This is a genomic window from Sphingomonas sp. PP-F2F-G114-C0414, assembly GCF_003688595.1.
Taxonomy (GTDB): Bacteria; Pseudomonadota; Alphaproteobacteria; order Sphingomonadales; family Sphingomonadaceae; genus Sphingomonas.
Window position 1 is genome coordinate 1 of the sequence record NZ_RCWT01000017.1, and the last position, 17917, is coordinate 17917.

The 17917-nt window shown below is 66.3% G+C and carries 16 protein-coding genes; 4 read left to right on the forward strand and 12 right to left on the reverse strand.

The genetic code is table 11. The features are described from left to right. Positions 1-260: 260 nt before the first annotated feature. The 5 genes from C8J47_RS18295 to C8J47_RS18315 form a co-directional block, all read right to left on the reverse strand. Positions 261-1328 carry a 5-(carboxyamino)imidazole ribonucleotide synthase gene (locus tag C8J47_RS18295; protein WP_121886900.1) on the reverse strand — a complete coding sequence of 356 codons (1068 nt, stop codon included), beginning with the start codon at positions 1326-1328 and terminating at the stop codon, positions 261-263. A gap of 24 nt (positions 1329-1352) precedes the next feature. After that, on the reverse strand, positions 1353-1808 hold the full coding sequence (gene purE, locus C8J47_RS18300; RefSeq protein ID WP_121886901.1) for a 5-(carboxyamino)imidazole ribonucleotide mutase: 456 nt from the start codon (positions 1806-1808) through the stop codon (positions 1353-1355). 186 nt (positions 1809-1994) lie between these two features. Beyond that, complete coding sequence (gene gpmA / locus C8J47_RS18305; RefSeq protein ID WP_121886902.1) at positions 1995-2681, reverse strand: 2,3-diphosphoglycerate-dependent phosphoglycerate mutase; 687 nt, start codon at positions 2679-2681, stop codon at positions 1995-1997. 160 nt (positions 2682-2841) lie between these two features. Continuing rightward, entirely contained in the window at positions 2842-3978 is a 1137-nt protein-coding gene (locus C8J47_RS18310) for a M14-type cytosolic carboxypeptidase (RefSeq protein ID WP_121886903.1), read from the reverse strand. Beyond that, on the reverse strand, positions 3975-4589 hold the full coding sequence (locus C8J47_RS18315; protein WP_060525863.1) for a DUF4136 domain-containing protein: 615 nt from the start codon (positions 4587-4589) through the stop codon (positions 3975-3977). Before C8J47_RS18315 ends, C8J47_RS18310 begins: the two co-directional genes overlap by 4 nt. Before the next feature lie 157 nt (positions 4590-4746). On the opposite strand from C8J47_RS18315, the gene ykgO reads away from it, so the two are divergent. Together ykgO and C8J47_RS18325 are read left to right on the forward strand one after the other, a co-directional pair. Then, a complete protein-coding gene (gene ykgO / locus C8J47_RS18320) occupies positions 4747-4872 on the forward strand; it encodes a type B 50S ribosomal protein L36 (protein ID WP_003046794.1) in 126 nt (41 codons plus the stop codon). Between the two features lie 4 nt (positions 4873-4876). Further along, a complete protein-coding gene (locus tag C8J47_RS18325; RefSeq protein WP_121886966.1) occupies positions 4877-5503 on the forward strand; it encodes an HAD family phosphatase in 627 nt (208 codons plus the stop codon). An 83-nt stretch (positions 5504-5586) separates the two neighbouring features. On the opposite strand, the gene C8J47_RS18330 is transcribed toward C8J47_RS18325, so the two are convergent. Next, entirely contained in the window at positions 5587-6192 is a 606-nt protein-coding gene (locus tag C8J47_RS18330; RefSeq protein WP_259467648.1) for a L,D-transpeptidase family protein, read from the reverse strand. 200 nt (positions 6193-6392) lie between these two features. Here C8J47_RS18330 and C8J47_RS18335 point away from each other — a divergent pair, with 200 nt between their 5' ends. Next, a complete protein-coding gene (locus C8J47_RS18335; RefSeq protein ID WP_056052493.1) occupies positions 6393-7097 on the forward strand; it encodes a murein L,D-transpeptidase catalytic domain family protein in 705 nt (234 codons plus the stop codon). A gap of 9 nt (positions 7098-7106) precedes the next feature. On the opposite strand, the gene C8J47_RS18340 is transcribed toward C8J47_RS18335, so the two are convergent. The 5 genes from C8J47_RS18340 to C8J47_RS18360 form a co-directional block, all read right to left on the reverse strand. Next, positions 7107-8198 carry a glycosyltransferase gene (locus C8J47_RS18340; protein WP_259467649.1) on the reverse strand — a complete coding sequence of 364 codons (1092 nt, stop codon included), beginning with the start codon at positions 8196-8198 and terminating at the stop codon, positions 7107-7109. Further along, positions 8195-10705 carry a DegT/DnrJ/EryC1/StrS family aminotransferase gene (locus C8J47_RS18345; RefSeq protein ID WP_121886904.1) on the reverse strand — a complete coding sequence of 837 codons (2511 nt, stop codon included), beginning with the start codon at positions 10703-10705 and terminating at the stop codon, positions 8195-8197. The genes C8J47_RS18340 and C8J47_RS18345 overlap by 4 nt, the downstream gene beginning before the upstream one ends. A 137-nt stretch (positions 10706-10842) precedes the next feature. After that, positions 10843-12756 carry a CocE/NonD family hydrolase gene (locus tag C8J47_RS18350; RefSeq protein WP_259467650.1) on the reverse strand — a complete coding sequence of 638 codons (1914 nt, stop codon included), beginning with the start codon at positions 12754-12756 and terminating at the stop codon, positions 10843-10845. Between the two features lie 90 nt (positions 12757-12846). Next, complete coding sequence (locus tag C8J47_RS18355) at positions 12847-13146, reverse strand: hypothetical protein (RefSeq protein WP_060525867.1); 300 nt, start codon at positions 13144-13146, stop codon at positions 12847-12849. Between the two features lie 45 nt (positions 13147-13191). Next, positions 13192-16035, reverse strand: a complete 2844-nt coding sequence (locus tag C8J47_RS18360) for a pitrilysin family protein (protein ID WP_121886905.1) — start codon at positions 16033-16035, stop codon at positions 13192-13194. Positions 16036-16411: 376 nt separating this feature from the next. Here C8J47_RS18360 and C8J47_RS18365 point away from each other — a divergent pair, with 376 nt between their 5' ends. Continuing rightward, positions 16412-16927, forward strand: a complete 516-nt coding sequence (locus C8J47_RS18365) for a MucR family transcriptional regulator (RefSeq protein WP_056052510.1) — start codon at positions 16412-16414, stop codon at positions 16925-16927. Positions 16928-17075: 148 nt separating this feature from the next. Here the strand turns inward: C8J47_RS18365 and C8J47_RS18370 are convergent, their stop codons facing one another. After that, a complete protein-coding gene (locus tag C8J47_RS18370; protein WP_259467651.1) occupies positions 17076-17855 on the reverse strand; it encodes a dienelactone hydrolase family protein in 780 nt (259 codons plus the stop codon). Between the last annotated feature and the right edge of the window lie 62 nt (positions 17856-17917).

The window sequence follows — 17917 nt, forward strand, 5'->3', positions numbered from 1 at the left end:
TCTGCTCTTCCGAAAACTGCTTCCGCTTCATCTGTCCGTCCCTTTCCGGGGTCGGACTCTAACTCCAACTGGAGGAAAAAACGGGGGTCACGTCAGGTCTGGTCACCTAGTGATGTAAGCTGCGGGTTCACCCGCAAAGCCGTGAGTTCGGACCCCAGTTCCGTTCGTGCTGAGCGAAGTCGAAGCACCTTTGTTTTGGGCACACCCTTCGACTTCGCTCAGGGCGAACGAAAGGGACAGGTTCTAGAGCGAACTCAGCGTTAGCGGACGATCCGCGTGACATGGCCCATCTTGCGCCCCGGCCGCGCGGTGCCCTTGCCGTACAGGTGCAGGTGCGCGCCGGGCTCGGCCAGCAACTCCTTCCAGCGATCCGCGTCGTCGCCGATCAAATTTTCCATCGTCGCTTCACGCCCGGTCAGCGTGGTCGCACCCAGCGGCAACCCACAGATCGCGCGGATGTGGTTTTCGAATTGCGAGCATTCGGCGCCTTCGATCGTCCAGTGGCCGGAATTGTGCACGCGGGGGGCCATCTCGTTGAAGACCGGGCCATCGGCGCCAACGAAGAACTCGCACGCCAGCACGCCGACATAGTCGAGTTCGTCCGCGATCCGTTCGGCCAATGTGGCGGCTTCGTCGGCCTGGGCCAGCACCGCGGCGGGTGCGGGGACGGTCGAGTGGCGGAGGATCGCATCGCGGTGGACGTTGAGCGGCGAATCGTAGCGCGCGATGCTGCCGTCGAGGCCGCGGGCGATCAGGATCGAGAACTCGTGCTCGAACGGTACGAAGGCCTCGAGCACTGCGGGACCGTCGATCGTATCCCAGGCGGCTTGCGCGCCGTCCGGAGCGTCGATCTTGACCTGCCCCTTGCCGTCATAGCCGAAGCGGGCGGTCTTGAGGATGGCGGGGGTGCCGATCGCTTTCAGGCCCGCTTGCAGGCTATCGAGGCTGTCGACGGCGGCCCACGGTGCCGGACGGCCGCCGACGCTCTCCACGAAGCGTTTTTCGCCGATCCGCTCCTGGGCGACGCGGAGCGCGCGGGGGCTCGGGTGGACGGGGACGCGGTCGGCGAGCCATTCCACGGGCTCGACTGCGATGTTCTCGAACTCGTACGTGATCACGTCGCAGGCGTCGGCGAAGTCGGCCAGCACGATGCGGTTGTGATAGTCGGCGCGCGTCATGGTCGAGGCGGACTGCGCGGCGACGCTCTCCTGGTCGGGCGCCAGGACGTGCGTGTGATAGCCGAGCTGTGCCGCGGCGGTGGCGAGCATGCGGCCGAGCTGGCCTCCGCCGAGGATGCCGATGGTCGATCCGGGGGGAAGCGGCGTCATGTCTTGGCGTCCTTGAGGCGGGCTTCAGGCGGGGTCGGTAGCGACGGAGTCGGTCTGTGCGGCGCGCCATGTTTTCAGGCGCTCGGCGAGTGCGTCGTCGGAGGTCGCGAGGATCGCTGCGGCGAGCAGGCCGGCGTTAATCGCGCCGGGCTTGCCGATCGCGAGCGTGCCGACGGGGATGCCGCCGGGCATCTGGACGATCGAGAGCAGGCTATCCATGCCCTTCAAAGCCTTTGATTCGACGGGGACGCCGAGCACGGGGAGGTGAGTCATCGCGGCCGCCATGCCGGGGAGATGCGCTGCGCCGCCCGCGCCTGCGATCACCACCTTGAGGCCGCGATCTGCGGCGGTGGTCGCATAGTCGTAGAGGCGTTGCGGGGTGCGGTGCGCGGAGACTACCTTGGTCTCGTAGGCGACGTCGAGCGCGTCGAGCGTCTCGGCTGCGTGGCGCATCGTCTCCCAGTCGGAGGTGCTGCCCATGATGATGCCGACTAGAGCCACGATCGCCCCCCTGATTCAAGGAGCGCCGTGCCTAGCGACGTGGGGGGGCTAGGGCAACCGTCGCCCGACTCCGTCATCCTGGGCTCGACCCAGGATCCAGAGCCACGAACCTCGACGTCCTTGGCTCTGGATCCTGACTTTCGTCAGGATGACGGCGCGCGTAGCTCAGCGCTCGCTGAGGTAGTACCGATCCGTCGCGTTCAGGTTGGCGTCGAGTTCGTAGACGATCGGCTGGCCGGTCGGGATCTCGAGGCTGGTAATCTCGTCGTCGGGGATGTTGGAGAGGTGCTTCACCAACGCGCGAAGCGAATTGCCGTGGGCGGAGATCAGGATGCGCTGGCCGTCCTTGAGCGCGGGGGCGATGCGCTCGTCCCAATAGGGGAGGACGCGCGCGATGGTGTCCTTGAGGCTCTCGGTCTTGGGGATCGCGATGCCGTCGTAGCGCCGGTCCTTCGACAGGTCGAACTCGCTGCCGTCGTCGAGCACGGGCGGCGGGACGTCGAAGCTGCGGCGCCAGATATGGACCTGTGCGTCGCCGTGCTTTGCGGCGGTCTCGGCCTTGTCGAGGCCAGTGAGGCCACCGTAATGCCGCTCGTTCAGGCGCCAGTCCTTCTCGACCGGGAGCCAGAGCCGGCCCATTGCTTCGAGCGCGATGTTGAGCGTCTTGATCGCCCGCGTCTGGAGGCTGACGAAGGTCTGGTCGAAGTCGAGGCCCTTGGCGGCCATCAGCTCGCCGGCGGCCTTGGCCTCGGCCTCGCCCTTGGCGGTCATGTCGACGTCCCACCAGCCGGTGAAGCGGTTCTCGAGGTTCCAGGTGGACTGGCCGTGGCGGATCAGGACTAGGGTCGGCATTCGGGCTCCTGCGATGGCGGGACTGAACGGAAAAGTGCGGTGCCCCCCCTATACGTCATCCTGACGAAAGTCAGGATCCAGAGCCAAGAAGGACGGCGGCCTGTTACCCTGGATCCTGACTTTCGTCAGGATGACGGCAGGGCGAGGGCGATGCGGGCGGTCAGATTTCGTCGATCATGTCGGCGAGCGTCTCCAGCATCGCGTGCGCGAGCTGTTTCGACCGCTCGGGCGACCAGCCGAACGCGGGATCGGCGTTGGCGTCGTGATCCTTGAACGGCATCTCCAGCGTCATCGACACCGCACCGAAGCGCTCGGCGAGCTGGTTGGTCGACATCGACAGGTTCGCCGAGCCCGGTGCGGACTTGGGATAGCCCTTCTCGGTCTGGAAATCGGGCGTGTGCGCCGCGAGCCGCCGGCCGTATTCGTAGAACTTGTCGCCATGCGCGTCGGTCCAGGACGGGATGCCTTCGAAACCGGCGATGAAGTTCGCGGGGATCGCCTCGTCGCCGTGGATGTCCATCGCGACGTCGACGCCGGTCAGGTCCATCGCGTTGCGCACGCACAGGACTTCTGGGCTCTTCTCAGGGCTGGGCGTGTGCCATTCGCGGTTGAGGTTCACGCCGACTGCATTGGTGCGCAGATGACCGCGGCGCGTGCCGTCCGGGTTCATGTTGGGGACGACGTTGAAGGTCGCCTTCGCCAGCAGGTCCGCCGTGATCGGGTCCGCCGAATCGGTGAGACGCTCCAGCGCGCCTTCCATCCACCACTCCGTCATCGATTCGCCGGGATGCTGGCGGCCATAGATCCAGACCTGCTTCGGGCCGGAGCCGATCGTGAAGCAATCGATCGCCTGACCATCGAGCGACTGGCCGAGTTCGCGGTGCGCGACGGCCGGCAACAGCGCGGTGCGCGCCACCAGAGCCTCGTGCATTTCCATCGTGTACGGCGCGAAATAGGCGAACCAGGCGAGATCGGTGTCCGCGGTGAACTGAAATTCGAGCACGCCATTGTCATAGCGCGTCTCGATCATCCGCCACGCCTGCCGATCGGTGCTGGCGCGCGTCTTGTAGCCCGGCCAGCCGAACGGATAGGCCGAATTGCCCGCATTCAGGATGCGGTAGGTCAGCGTGCGGCCGGCCGCCCCCGCCACGCGGAAGTAGAACCACTGGAAGAAATCGGACTGGAAATCGGTAACGATCTCCAGGTCGATTCGGTCTCCCTCGATCGCGACAACGCGAATGTTGCCGCCATCGAAGGCTGCGTTGATGGTGACGGGGCTCATGGTCTGTACGGTCATTTCACCTGAATAGTGCGACCGGACTCACCGGGGAACCCCATGAACAGCGCGCGGGCGAGCTTCCCGGCCTGGATATCGGTCGTCGCGTCGGCCTTGCGGGCATCGGCGAAGGTCTGCGCGCGGCCTTCCCAGACCGGCGACTGGTCGGCGCTGCGCTTGATCGTCACCGACAGTTCGGAGACCAGGATCGCGGTACGACCGCCGCCACCGATCGGGAAGCCGACGCCGCCGCCGAGCCCGACGCCGCCACCGCCACGACCGCCGCTGAAGCCGCCGCCGCCGAGACCGATGCTGAACGGCGCCGGCTTGGGCGGCCCGGCCTGCGTGGTACGGGTGAAGCCGACGGTCGCGACCAGCAACGGCTTCGCGCCCGGTGCCGGCACACTATAGCCGGCCTTCAGCAGTTCGCCCTGTACGGCCGCCGCGTAGGTCTTGAACTCGAGGCTGGCGGGACCGCCGCCGGTGAGCGGCTGAACCGCGATCGTCCCGCGGTCGATCGGCTCGCCGAGATGATAGCGCAACACCTCGGTCGGCGGCAACGACGGGCCGGTCGCGCATGCGGTGAGGGATGCGCTTGCCAGCGCCAGGACCAGGATCGAACGAACCGCCATCGGGACTTCCTTAGAATGTTGCGCTGTAGTAACGCTCCGACCAGCCGAGTGGGTTCCCGGATGGTAGGAGTGTGTCCGTTGCTTGACTTGGACACACCCCGCCATTAGGCGATCCCGTCTTTCCGCACACCTAGAATTGAAAAGAAGCGAATCGATCATGAAGATCCGCAATTCCCTGAAGTCGCTCAAGGATCGTCACCGCGATAACCGCGTGATCCGTCGTCGTGGCCGTACCTACGTCATCAACAAGACCAACCGTCGCTTCAAGGCACGCCAGGGCTAAACCCCTGAAGACCGCCGTCATTTTCGACGTCGGTCGCGTTCTTTACGACTGGGATCCGCGGATCCTGTACGAGCGCCTGATCGATGACGATCGGGCGCTCGACGTGTTCCTGCGCGACGTCGTGACGATCGACTGGCATTTCCAGCACGATGCTGGCCGCGACTTCGCCGACACCTCGGCGGAGCTTGCCGCGTTGCATCCGCAGCATGCCGACCTGATCGCCGCCTGGGGGCCGCGATTCATCGAGAGCATCGGTGCGCGAATCGCGGGCATGCACGAGATCGTCGAGGAGCTGGACGCGGCCGGCGTACCGCTGTTCGCGATCACGAACTTCAGCCGCGAGTTCTGGCCACCCTTCCGCGCGCGCGAAGCGCAGCTGTTCGACCGGTTCCGCGATATCGTCGTGTCGGGCGAGGAGAAGATGGTGAAGCCGGATGCGGCGATCTATCGGCTGTCGCTCGACCGATTCGGGTTGGTGGCGGAGGAGGCCGTGTTCGTCGACGACAATGCGGCGAACGTGGCGGGCGCGCAGGCGCTGGGGATCGAATCGGTGCTGTTCACGGATGCGGCGGATTTTCGCGCGCGGTTGGTCGAGCTTGGGCTCCCGATCGCCCAGCACCCGTCATCCTGACGAAAGTCAGGATCTAGAGCCATTAGTGCCAGCGTCCGTTACTCTGGATCCTGACTTTCGTCAGGATGACGGGGTGGCGTAGCTTACCGATCCAGCGAGACCGACTGACGCAGGTTTGCTACGGCGGTCTCCTGATCCACGACGGGTGCCTCCGGCATCGCGCCCCCTTCGAAATCGTCCGTCACCGTCACGGTCGTCCCCAGCGTCGTCACCCCGAACAGCTGTTTCGCGAAACCGAGCGGCACGCGGATGCAGCCGTGCGACGCGGGGAAGCCCGGGTTGCGGCCCGCATGGATCGCGATGCCATCCCAGGTCAGCCGCTGCATGAACGGCATCGACGCATCGTCGTACAGGCTCGATTTGTGGACCGCGTTCTTCTGCAGGATCGGGTAGGTCCCGAGCGGGGTATCCTTGCCGTCCTTGCCGCTGGAGATGGTCGTCGCCGCGATCATCGACGCCCCGCGATAGACGAACGCACGTTGCTCCAGCAGGCTGATGACGATGCTGACCGGCTCGCTCGCGCCATTGTCCTTCCAGACGAACTGGTTGGGCGAGAGTTCGGTCGCGGCCTGCTCGATCGGCATCGCGGCGAGTGCGCCGGCCGACGCCGCCAGCGCAGGACTCGCGCCCGCGAACAGCGCGACGGCCAGCCCGATTGCCGTCACTGGCCGCATCATCCCGATCATCATCACACCCGTTCTCGAATCCCGATATCCCGCTCAACGCGCGATTCTTCGAATCGTGCCGCGAGACGAGGGAGTCGACGAACCGACCCCAAGCCGGGGTAGTCAGAGGGAACGGACCCACAACCAGTGGAAATGGTTGCAGAATATTCACTGAAAATCGGCTATACGATGGTCCAAGAAACGGGGCAATTTCGGGAAAATCGATGCACGACGAGCAAGGTCCTGTGCGCGAGCGACGCGCGCTTCTGAAGAATGGTCTGGTATTGGCGGGGGCTCTGGCGGTGCCGGGTGCCGTGTCCGCAACGACACGTCTCGGACGCCCGCTCACCGCGCGCGATCTGAAGCCGATGATGCAGCCACCGCTGCCACGCACCACGGTCGCGCTGACCTCGCCGAAGGTGGTCCGTCCCGATCTGCTGCGCCAGGCGATGGCGTCGCTCAGCCGTCACGGCAGCCGCATCCAGCATCACGACCGGATCGCGATCGCCGACTTCGCGGCACCGTCGGGCAAGCCGCGGTTCCACTTCATCGATCTCGCCAGCGGGCGCAGCACGTCGTTGCTGGTCGCGCACGGCAGCGGGTCGGATCCTGCGCATACCGGCTATCTCGAGCGTTTCTCGAACCGGTTCGGCTCGAATGCCTCGTCCGAGGGCGCGTTCGTCACCGACGACTATTACGTCGGCAAGCATGGCCGCTCGCAGCGCCTGATCGGGCTCGACCCGACCAACGACAATGCGCTCGATCGTGCGATCGTCGTGCATTCGGCATGGTACGCGAACAAGGACATGATCGAGACGCACGGCATGCTCGGTCGCAGCCAGGGCTGCTTCGCGGTCGGCGAGCGCGATCTCGACCAGGTGTTCGCGCGCCTCGGTGCCGGTCGGATGATCTACGCCGCCAAGGTCTGATACCGGGCGCTAGACGGCGGTCTGGACCATCCGGCTCTGCTCCATCCGGTGACGCGCACGACGCGCGCCGCCGATCAGCCCCGACCACAGCAACGCCTCCAGGCTGGCATAGCCGAGGCCGAGATGATCAGGCCGCACCGCGAGCACATCGGCCAGCCGGATCGTCCCCGCGCGCAGCCCCACCCGACCGATATCGCCCCACCGCCGCGCGGTTTCCCAGCGGATCAGGCTGATGTCGTGCGAATCGCACCGATGCGTCGCCAGGAAGTCGGCCTGGATCACGCTCAGCGCGCTGCCCAGGATCGCGAGCGTCGCGCGATCCGCCACCGGGCGCTTGGCCATGTTGTGCGACACCATCAGCCGCGCGATCGTCTCGGCACGATCGTCGAACAACCGCGCATAACGCTCGGTCAGCACGCGGACCGCGGACGCCTCCATGGTATCCTCGAACCGCTTCGATACGCCGCCCGGATGGACCCGGTACAGCACCAGCGGCGCATCGAGCCGGGCGATCGCGCCGAAATGGCGGATCCGCTGGTACAGGTCGAAATCCTCGGCAAACAGCAGATCGGGCCGGGTGATCGGATCGAGCCGCCGCGCGACATCGGTCCGCATCATCGTCGACGACCAGACCAGCGGGTTCTCGATACAGGTCAGCCACGCGACCAATGCCGGCGTGGTCGTCGGTGCATAGCGCGACGGCGTGACCTTCCCCTCGCACAGGATCTCGGCGGACGTTCCCAGCAACACGGTATCGGGATGCGCTTCGAAATAGGCGACCTGCCGCGCGAAGCGATCGGGGCGGCAGATGTCGTCATGGTCGAGTGCGGCGATGTAGCGTCCGCGGGCCTCGGCGAAACCGCGGTTGCGGGTCCTCACCGGGCCGCCGTTCTTCGCCATCGTCACCAGCCGCACGCGCGGATCGGGCCATGCGCTCACCACTGCGCGCGTATCGTCGGTCGAGCAATCGTCGACCACGATCAGCTCGAAATCGGTCAGGGTCTGCGCCGTGACGCTGGCCAGCGTCTCCTCGATCAGCGCGGCGCCGTTATAGGCCGCCACGACCACGCTCACCAGCGGAGCGGCATCGGCCGCGGTCACGCCGCCGCCCGGACCCTGGACGGCAGGACCTGCTCGACGATCATCAGTCCGACATCGTTCTGCCAGAGCCAGAGCCCGTTCGCCTGTCCCGAAAAGCTCGATTCGCCGCCGAGCGGGCCCCACGGCACGAAACCCGCGGCCAGCCCGAGCCCGTAGAGACCGGCGACCGGCACGCCCTCCGCATCGACGATCCGGCAATGGCGATCGACCATCGGCCTGCCGTCGTCCGCCGCCAACGCGATCGCCGCGCCGTCCTGTCCGACGATCGGCATGCCGATGGGGCGATAGCCGAGCGCCGCGATCACCAGATCCGCGTCTTCGATATGCGCGCGCGCCGCCGCGTCGTCGTCGCCCGTGATCCGGTGCAGCGCGACGCGCGGATCGGGTTTGCGACCATCGATCTCGAGCATCCGCAGGACCAGATCGCGCGCTTCGAGCCGGAAGCCCGCCAGCCGGTAGACGAACCCCGATACCGGGCAGATGTCGTCCGGGCCGAAATCGGTGAAGCCCTCGGCATGCGCGGCCTTGACCGAATGATAGAAGGGCCGCAGCGGCCGACGGTGCAGCAGCGTGATCGCCTCCGCGCCGAACGGCAGCGCCGGCTGGCTTTTCAGCAGCAGCGCGATCGTCGTCAGCGCGCTGGTCGAGCCGCCGATCACCGCGATCTTCGGCGCACGTCGTCCGGTCAGCAGGTCGGCGACCTTCTCGAACCCGCCGATCGTCAGGACGTCGTCGGACTGGAGCAACCGCCCGGCCGCGAGTTCGATCAACGGCGCGCCTGCCACGCTCTGCGCGGCGAGCCGTTCGAGCGGCTGGTGACCGCCGGTCGCGACGACGACATTGTGCGCCAACTGTTCGAAAACGTGGCCGTCGGCCAGTCGGCGAAGCTCGACGCTCCACAGGCCATCGCCGACCCGTTTCGCGCCCAGCGCCTCGTGCCCGGTCAGAACCGTGCCGCCGTGCGCGCGGACGATATCGGTGAGCCGGTCGCCGGTCGCGCGCAACAGCGGCCCGACCTCGGTCAGCGGCACGCCGAGCGCACCCCCGTGCGCCGCGACCGCGCGGCCGGCGGGATGATCGACCAGCCGCGCGAGTTCGGGATGCACATTGTCGCGCACCGCGGTCAGGAACGTCTGCGCGGTCGAATCCGAGGTGATCGCATAGCGCCCGAGCCGCCCGCCGCCGATCGCATTGCCGCGTTCGATCACCATCAGCCCGGAGGCCGAGAGATCGGGGAGCAGGCCGCGCTTGGTTGCAGAGGTCAGCATCGCCGTCCCCGCGGGGCCGCCGCCGATCACGATCACCGAGGCGATCGCGCCGGTCGCGCCGCGCACCGACGCCCGCCGATCGCGCGGGCGGACGATCGCGGCGCAGGCGTTCGCAAGCGCTTCGCCGGCGCGTCGCGCGCCTGCAACCGACATCGCGTCGGTGATCGGCAGCGACAGCATCCGCCCCGCGATCCTGTCCGCGACCGGGGTGGGCTCGATCATCGCGGTCGCCTGGAACCAGGGCTGCTCGCCGAGATGCGGGCTGAAATAGCGGCCACAGCCGACCCCGTCCGCCTCGATCGCCTCGACGATCGCGTCGCGGTGATGCGCGATATGCTCGGGAAGCAGCACCGGCATGAACTGCATCGACCGACGCCGGCCCGTCACCGCCTGGAACTGGAAATCGGGCAGCGTCGCGCGGTAGGTCTCGTCGAGCACCGCACGGTGGTCGGCGATCGCATCGATCTCGGCGAGCTTGGCCTGCGCGATGATCGCGGTGATCTCGGGCAGCTTGGCGTTGATCCCCGGCAGCGTCGCGCTGCGGCTGCCCTCGAACCCAAAATTCCCCATCGATCGCAACGTCGCGATCAGGTCGACGTCGCCGCTGTGGATCAGGCCGCCCTCGCCCACCGCGAACGTCTTGGTCGCGTGCATCGAATGCACCACCGCGAACGGCGCGCGCGCGCCGAAGCCGAGCCCGGCCTCGTCGAGCGTCCCCAGCGAGGACGCCGCATCGATCACCACCCCGACGCCGTAGCGCCGCTGGAAATGGACGTAGCGGTCGAGGTCGATCGCGTTTCCGAACGTCGCATAGGGCACCATCACGCCGATCCGCTCGCCGTGTCGCTGGAGCAACCGCTCCTCCTCGATCGCGCAGGCGCCCCAATCGTCGGGATCGATATCGCAGATCAGCGGAGTCAGCCCCGCCCATGCCGCCGCCTGCGCGGTCGCGGCAAAGGTGAGCGCCGGCATCAGCGCCAGCGTACCCTGTTTGGGGTTCAGCCCGCCCGTCCGCATCCCCGATGCGTGGCGGATCGCCAGCATGAGCCCCAGCGTGGCATTGCCGACCGCCAGGCACGCGCCGTGGCCGCCGAACAGCGTGTCGGTCACCCCGGCCTCGAACGCGCGCACCTCGGGACCGTTGTTGCTGAACACGCCCGACGCCTCGACGCGGCGCAGCGCATCGAGATGGTCACTCAGCCGCGGCGGATTGGGCGCGATCAGGGGGAGGCGTTTCATCGGCGGTCCGGTCTGTTGTGCGACAGGTCTATGCCCCATCGCCTCCTAAGAACCAGTTACGCGGGCAAACGCCAAGAGAGGCAAGACAGTTCTTTCCTTACACCACCCCGGATAGCGTCCGGGGTGGTGCAGCAGTTTCAGCGGACCAGCGGCAGGCTGATATAGCTTTCGTCGGCACCCGAGACGGTGATCTTCTGCGTCGCCTTCACGTAATCCTTTGGTTGCGCGAAGAAGATGTTCGGGACGAACGTCTGCGGGTTGCGATCGTAGAGCGGGAACCAGCTCGACTGGACCTGCACCATGATCTTGTGCCCCGGCAGGAACACGTGATTGGTGGTCGGCAGCGCGAACTTGTATTTTAGCGGTACGTTCGCGGCGATCGGCTTGGCCACCGCCAAATCCTCACGATAGCGCCCGCGGAAAATGTCCATCGCCACCGACAATTGATACCCCGCCATCGCCTTGTCACCCGGAGTCACGTCGGGATACACGTCGATCAGCTTCACCACCCAGTCGCTGTCGGTGCCGCTCGTCGAAGCGGTCAGGTTCACCTCCGGCACGCCCGCGATCGTCGTCGGCGTGGTCAACGCGTCGGTCGTGAAGGTCAGCACGTCGGGCCGCCCCGAGACCGCGCGCTGATCGTCGACCAGCCACTGTTTCCACGTCGATCCGGTCGCATAGGTCGGGACGGTCGGGCGCACGCGGTAGCTGACCGGTGTCGCCGGGTCGGAGATATAGTCCGCGGTCGTCGCCGCGCCGCCAGCCGCCTGGAACCCGAGCGTGCCACCGGGCTTGAGATAGAGCGGCGTGCCAGCGGTTTGCGCGGTCGGCCATTTGTCGAGCCGCTGCCACTCGTTGCGCCCCGACTGGAACATCGTCACCGGCGCGACGTCCATCGCCGGCTGGTCGCTCTTCAGGTAGTGCGCGAGGAACGGCGCGAGCACGTGCCAGCGCCACCATTTGGCGGTGTCGGCATCCCATTTGATCGCGCCCAGCGCAGTGCCGTCGCGCACCTCCTGCCCGTGATACCACGGGCCCATCGACAGATAGACCATGTCGTTGGCGGTGTCCTTGGGCTCCAGCGCGCGGTAGACCGCAGGCGCCCCGTAGATATCCTCCTGATCCCACAGCCCGCCGACGATCAGCGTCGGCACCTTGAGCGGCTGGCCGGCGAGCACGGTGTCCATCGCCTGGCTCGACCAGAACGAATCATACGCCGGATGCTGCGTGATCTTGCGCCAGAAGCCGAGCTGTTCGAGCCCCTGCGCCTTGCCGATCGCCCCCGCCGAGCCGCCCTTGAGGTAATAGTCATAGTCGTCGGCGGTGTCGGTGATCCACGGCGTGCCGGCATCCTTGGTCGCCTCCTGGCCGAGGACGTAGGGCATCATGCCCTCGCGGAAGGCGCCGTTGTGGAACCAGTCGTCGCCGCGCCAGCCATCGACCATCGGATTCATCGGTACCGACACCTTCAATGCCGGATGCGGATTGATCAGCGCCATCAGCGGCAGGAAGCCGTCATAGCTGATCCCGCTGATCCCGACGCGCCCGTTCGATTCGGGGACGTGCTTCACCAGCCAGTCGATCGTGTCGTAGGTGTCGGTCGAATCGTCGGTCTTGGTCGGGTTCTGTGCAGTCCCGGCACGCGCGGGGTTCATCATGTAGATGCCCTGCGACCCGTGCATCCCGCGGACGTCCTGGATCACGCGGATATAGCGCGCCGCGGCGATCACGTCGCCCGCGCCGTCGCCATGCTCGAGGATGCCCGCATAGGTGCCGCTGTCGACCTTGGTCTGCGCGTCAGCGTCATAGGGCGTGCGCGTCATCAGGATGCCCGCGTCCTTCGCGCCCTTGGGCACGATGATGACGGTGTGCAGCTTGACCCCGTCGCGCATCGGGATCTCGACGACCTTGCGCACATAGTCGTAGCCGACGTCGCGCGGCGCCATCTTGGCGGGGCGTTCGTCGTAATTCTGCGCGGTCGCGGGGGCGGTCGTAGCGACGGCGAGCGCAGCCAGCGCGCACGCGGTAAGCAGACGGGGCATCGATATCATGTCTTCTTCCTTCCCTCCCGGACCGAAAAAGAAAAAGGCCCGCCTCCCCGTTATGGAAAGACGAGCCTCCTCTCGTAATACTCTAAACGATCAGGCCGTCCGCGTACCGGTCAGCGGGAAGCTGCCGAACGCGCCGGCTGCGACGCTGCCCTTGAGGACGTCGTCCTCGACGGTCGCCTTGCAGTCGAGCGTCATCGGCATCGGCACGGTCATGCTCTGCTTCCAGGTGATCGTGTCGCCATCGACGTCACCGGTGACGTCCATGCCACCCATCGCGCCCGACACCGCACCCGTGAAGGTGCTGCCGGCGCTGTTGACGGTCAGCGTCATCTTCTGATCGCCCAGCGGCGATTTGACCACGCAATCCCAGCTGCCATCGACGTTTGCCATTGCACTCTCTCCTGAAGCACCACCCAGAACGCCTGGGCTCTGCAATTAATTGGCGCCGGCAACCGACGCCGCGGAGATGACCTCGACCGGCAGGCCGATGCTGTCAAGCTGCGGTCGCACCGTCTTCGCATCGCCGACCACAACCCAGATCGTCTTCTTCGGATCGATCGCCTGCTGGATCGCGGTGTTGAGTTGCGGCAGGTTAAGTCCCTGATAGCGCTGCGTGATCGTCGCGTAGTAATCGTCGGGCCGCTTAAGCAGGTCGTTCTGCTGCATCGCGCCGAGCACCGCGTCGGACGTCTCGAAATTGCCCGACAGCGAACGGATCGCACCGTTGATCGCACGATCGAACTCGGCCTGCGTCATCGGCTCCTTGCCGAGGAACGCGCCGATATCGCTGCGCAGCGCAGCGATCGACGGGCCGGTCTGGTCCGCCTGCACCGGTGCCGACAGGATGTAGGGCGCGGCGTGCTCGACCTGCTGGAACCGCCCCGACACGCCGTAGGACCAATGCTTGCTCTCGCGCAGATCCATGTTGACGCGACCGAGGAAGCTGCCGCCGAGCGCATCGTTGGCGGTCACGATCGGCAACAGGTCCTGCGTGCCCTTCAGGCCGGTCGGGATGCCGGCGAAGATCGCCGATTGCGGGCTGTCCGGCCGATCGACCAGCACGATCTTCGGCCCCGACGGCGTGACGGTCGCCGGAAAGACCTTGGTGCCCGCTGCGCCGGTCGGCCTCCACGTGCCGAACCGACCGTCGAGCGCCGCCTTCACCTCGGCGAGCGGACGATCGCTGACGACGAAGATCTTCGCCTTGTCGGGCCGCAGCCATGCTTGCTGGAACGCGATCAGGTCCGATCGGGTCAGCGCCGCGACCGCCTTCGGATCGCCGCTGCCGATCGCCTTGGCATAGGGCGATGTCGGCCCCTGGATCAGCGGCGGCATGACGCGGGCGTAGATCCCGCCCGGGCTGGTCAGCTCCTGTGCGATCTGCGCGAGTTGCTGGTTCTTGACGCGCGCGACCTCGGCATCAGCGAACGCCGGGTTCTGCGCGATGTCCGCGAACAGGTCGATCGCCGGCGCGAGGTTCGCACTCGGCACCTGCAACGACAGGAAGGTCCGATCGCTCGATGCGCCCGAACCGATATCCGCGCCCAGCCGCTCCTTGGCCTCGGCCAGCGCGACCGAATCGCGCGTCGGCGTACCCTCGTCCATCATCGCCAGCGTCAGTTGCTGCGTGCCGAGCTTGCCCGCGACGTCCGCTGCGGTGCCCGCATCGAAGCTCAACACCGCCTGCGTCACCGGCACCGCGGTGCGCTGCGCGTAGACCACCTCGATACCGTTCGCGAGCCGGGTCCGCTCGACGGTCGGGAAGCTCAGGCCGGCGACCGTGCCGACGCCCGGCAACGGCCCCCGCGTCCCCTTCGGCGGCGCCTCGGGTGCAGGGACGACGTTGGCCTTGGGCGGCACGACCGCGTTGGCATAGGCATCGCGCGGCCCCGGCACGACGGTCAGCGAATAGGCGGGGCGCGACAGCCACTTCGCCGCCGCAGCCTTTACGCTGGCCGGCGTCTCGGCCGCCAGCTGCAACAGCTGTTTCTTGTAATAGCCGGGATCGTTCGAATACAGCGCGCCCTCGGCCAGCGTCACCGCCTTGCCGCCGAACCCGCCGACCGATTCCAGCCCTTCCATCGTCCGGGCCGCGGTCGTCGTCGCGACGCGGCTGACCTCGTCCGCGGTCGGGCCGTTCTTCAGGAAATCGGCGAGAATCTCGTCGATCCGCTTCGACACCAGCGCAGGGTCGACGCCCTGCCGGACGATCGCCTCGATCTCGAACATGCCGAGTTGGCTGAAGCTGCTGTTGCTCGCCGAAATCCGCGTGACCAGCTTCTCCTTCTTGACCAGCGCGGTATCGAACCGGCTGCTGGCGAGGCCACCGAGCACGCCCGCCGCAACCTCCAGCGCGGTGCCGTCCTTGTCGTTCAGGCCGGGCACCACCCAGTTGCGGCTGATCATCACCGCCGCGACGCGGTCCTTGATCGTCTCGCTGACCGGCGCAGGCAAGGTCGGGATCGGTGCAGGCGGAACGATGCTCTGGGGCCCCTTCGGGATGCCGCCGAAATACTTCTCCGCGAGACGCTTCCCGGTGGCGGCATCGACGTCGCCGGCCAGCACCAGCACCGCGTTGTTCGGGCCGTAATGATCCTTGAACCAGTCCTTCACGGTCTGCAGCGACGCCGCATCGAGATCCGCCATCGAACCGATCGTGGTGTGGCCATATGGGTGATCCGCGGGGAACAGCCCCTCGGTGGTCTTATACTGGGTCAGGCCGTAGGGCTGGTTGTCGCCCTGGCGCTTCTCGTTCTGGACGACGCCGCGCTGCTCGTCGAGCACGCCTTGCGTGATCGCGCCGGTCAGATAGCCCATGCGGTCGGATTCGAGGAACAGCGCACGATCGAGGGCGGCGGTCGGCACCGTCTCGAAGTAATTGGTGCGATCGTAATAGGTGGTGCCGTTGAAGTCGGTCGCGCCGACCTGTTTCAGCGGTTCGAAGAAGTCGCCGGGCGCGTTCTCGGAGCCGTTGAACATCAGATGCTCGAACAGATGCGCGAACCCGGTCTTGCCCTTGGGCTCGAACTTCGACCCGACATTGTACCAGACCGAGACCGCCACCACCGGCGCCTTGCGGTCGGTGTGGACGACGACGCGCAGGCCGTTCTTCAGCGTGAACTGCTGGTAGGGGATATCGACCGACTTGACGAGATCGGCGACCGGCGCAGGCTTTGCAGCACGAAGATCACGGGCTGCGGGAGCTTGTGCCCAACCCGGCGCGGCCGACAGAAACGCTGTTGCGGCGACACCGGCAAGAACCGTCTTTTTCGAAACCATATGCGTCAGTGATCCTCGCCTTAATTGTCTCCTCACCATAAGTGCCCCGCGAGTTTGAGCAACAGAAATGACAGGCCGGCGATACGTCGAAATTCGCCGCGACGGGATCGCCGCATTCTGCATAACAGAATCTACGCCCTCCGGTATTACGCCGTTCGACTTAAAGACTGCATGATAGATTTTTCATCTTACCGCCGGCACCGCTTTTCGATGATCCGAGCCATTCTTCGGTCGACCGTCCGAAATCAGGACGATTAGCACTCGATCATGCTGATCGAAACTTTATCCAACATTTGCGCATTGTAAGGATTGCCAATTTATAGATGAACATTGTAGGCGCGCCGCACAGGGGCCATTATCACTTCAAGGATATCTCGTGACCGATACACTCAATACCGTCGAACTCGCCGCCGAACTGACCGCGGCATGGCTCGCGAACCCGAACACGCGGACCGCAGCAGACGACGTTCCGGCTTTTCTGCTTGCGATGCATGCCGCTGTCGCGAAGCTCGTCGATGCGGGTGACGCAGAGCCTGAGGCCGCGCCGGTTTCGACCGCAGAGCCCGCAGTATCGGCGCGCAAGTCGCTTGCCTCGCCCGACCACATCATCTCGATGCTCGACGGCAAGAAGTACAAGACGCTGCGTCGTCACCTTTCGACCAACGGCCTGACGCCGGAACAGTATCGCGAGCGCTTCAACCTGAAGCCCGATTATCCGATGGTCGCCGCAACCTATTCGGAAGCGCGTCGCGCGATGGCGAAGTCGATCGGTCTCGGCCGCAAGGCGGGTTCGACCGTCGAAAAGGCTGCCGGTTCGGCGGCAACGACGGTGCGCAAGACCGGCAAGGCTGCACTCGATGCCGCCAAGAAGACGCTCGGCAACGAGGGCTGAAGCACGGTCGGGGGAAGCTCGTCTTCCCCCGTCTGTCGGTCCGCGGCGATGGCTGCGCAGCCACGCGGGTCGACATTTTAAACGCCGCGCGCGCTTGGTCCGATAGCGGCCTGCCCTGTCGGCAGGCCGCTATCGCCAGGTCACCGCATCACGCTAGGGCGCCGCGGTAGAAGTCCAGCGTCAGCGTCATCGCCTGAAGGAACAGCGCGGGATCGTAGCGCGGCCCCTCGTCCCGCAGGAATGCGTGCTGTGCGTTCAACTCGTGCCACGCATAGGTCGCACCGACCTCTTCGAGCCGCGCGCGGATCCGTTCGCGACCGGCAAAGGGCACATGCGGATCCTGCCGCCCCCACACGAACATTGCCTGCGCCTTCAGCTCGGCCATGCGCGCCAAGCTGTCATCCGACCGCCCGACGCCCAGCGTTCCCGAATGGATGTCGGTCGGATAGAAGCACGCCGCCGCCGACACGCGGGGATCTAGCGCGGCGCGATAGGCGAGATGCCCGCCGAGGCAGACCCCGAACGTGCCGATCCTGCCGTTGCACGCCGGGTTCGCCAGCAGCGCGGTGACGCCCGCCGCCGCATCGGCGTCGAACGCGGCAACCGGCTTGGCGATCTTCAGCGCATTGCCGCGATCGGTGCCCGCCGGATCGTAGCGCAACACCGTGCCCGCCGGCTCATACTCGTGATAGACCTCGGGCACCGCCACGACATAGCCGTTGCCAGCGATCATCGCCGCCAGCCGGCGGATCGGCGCGGTGACCTGATAGATCTCCGAATACAGAAGAATGCCGGGAAAGCGTCGCTCGCCCGCGGGCCGGAACAGGTGCATCCGCATCGAACCGCCGCCGGGCATCGCGACATCCTGGATCTCGTCGCCGTGCAGGATCATCCGTTCTTCCTCATATCGGCGCCGGGTAAACGCCATGGTCGCGATCCGACCACGCACCCGAAATGCCGGTCGAATCCCCCGCGTCCGTAGCCCGATAC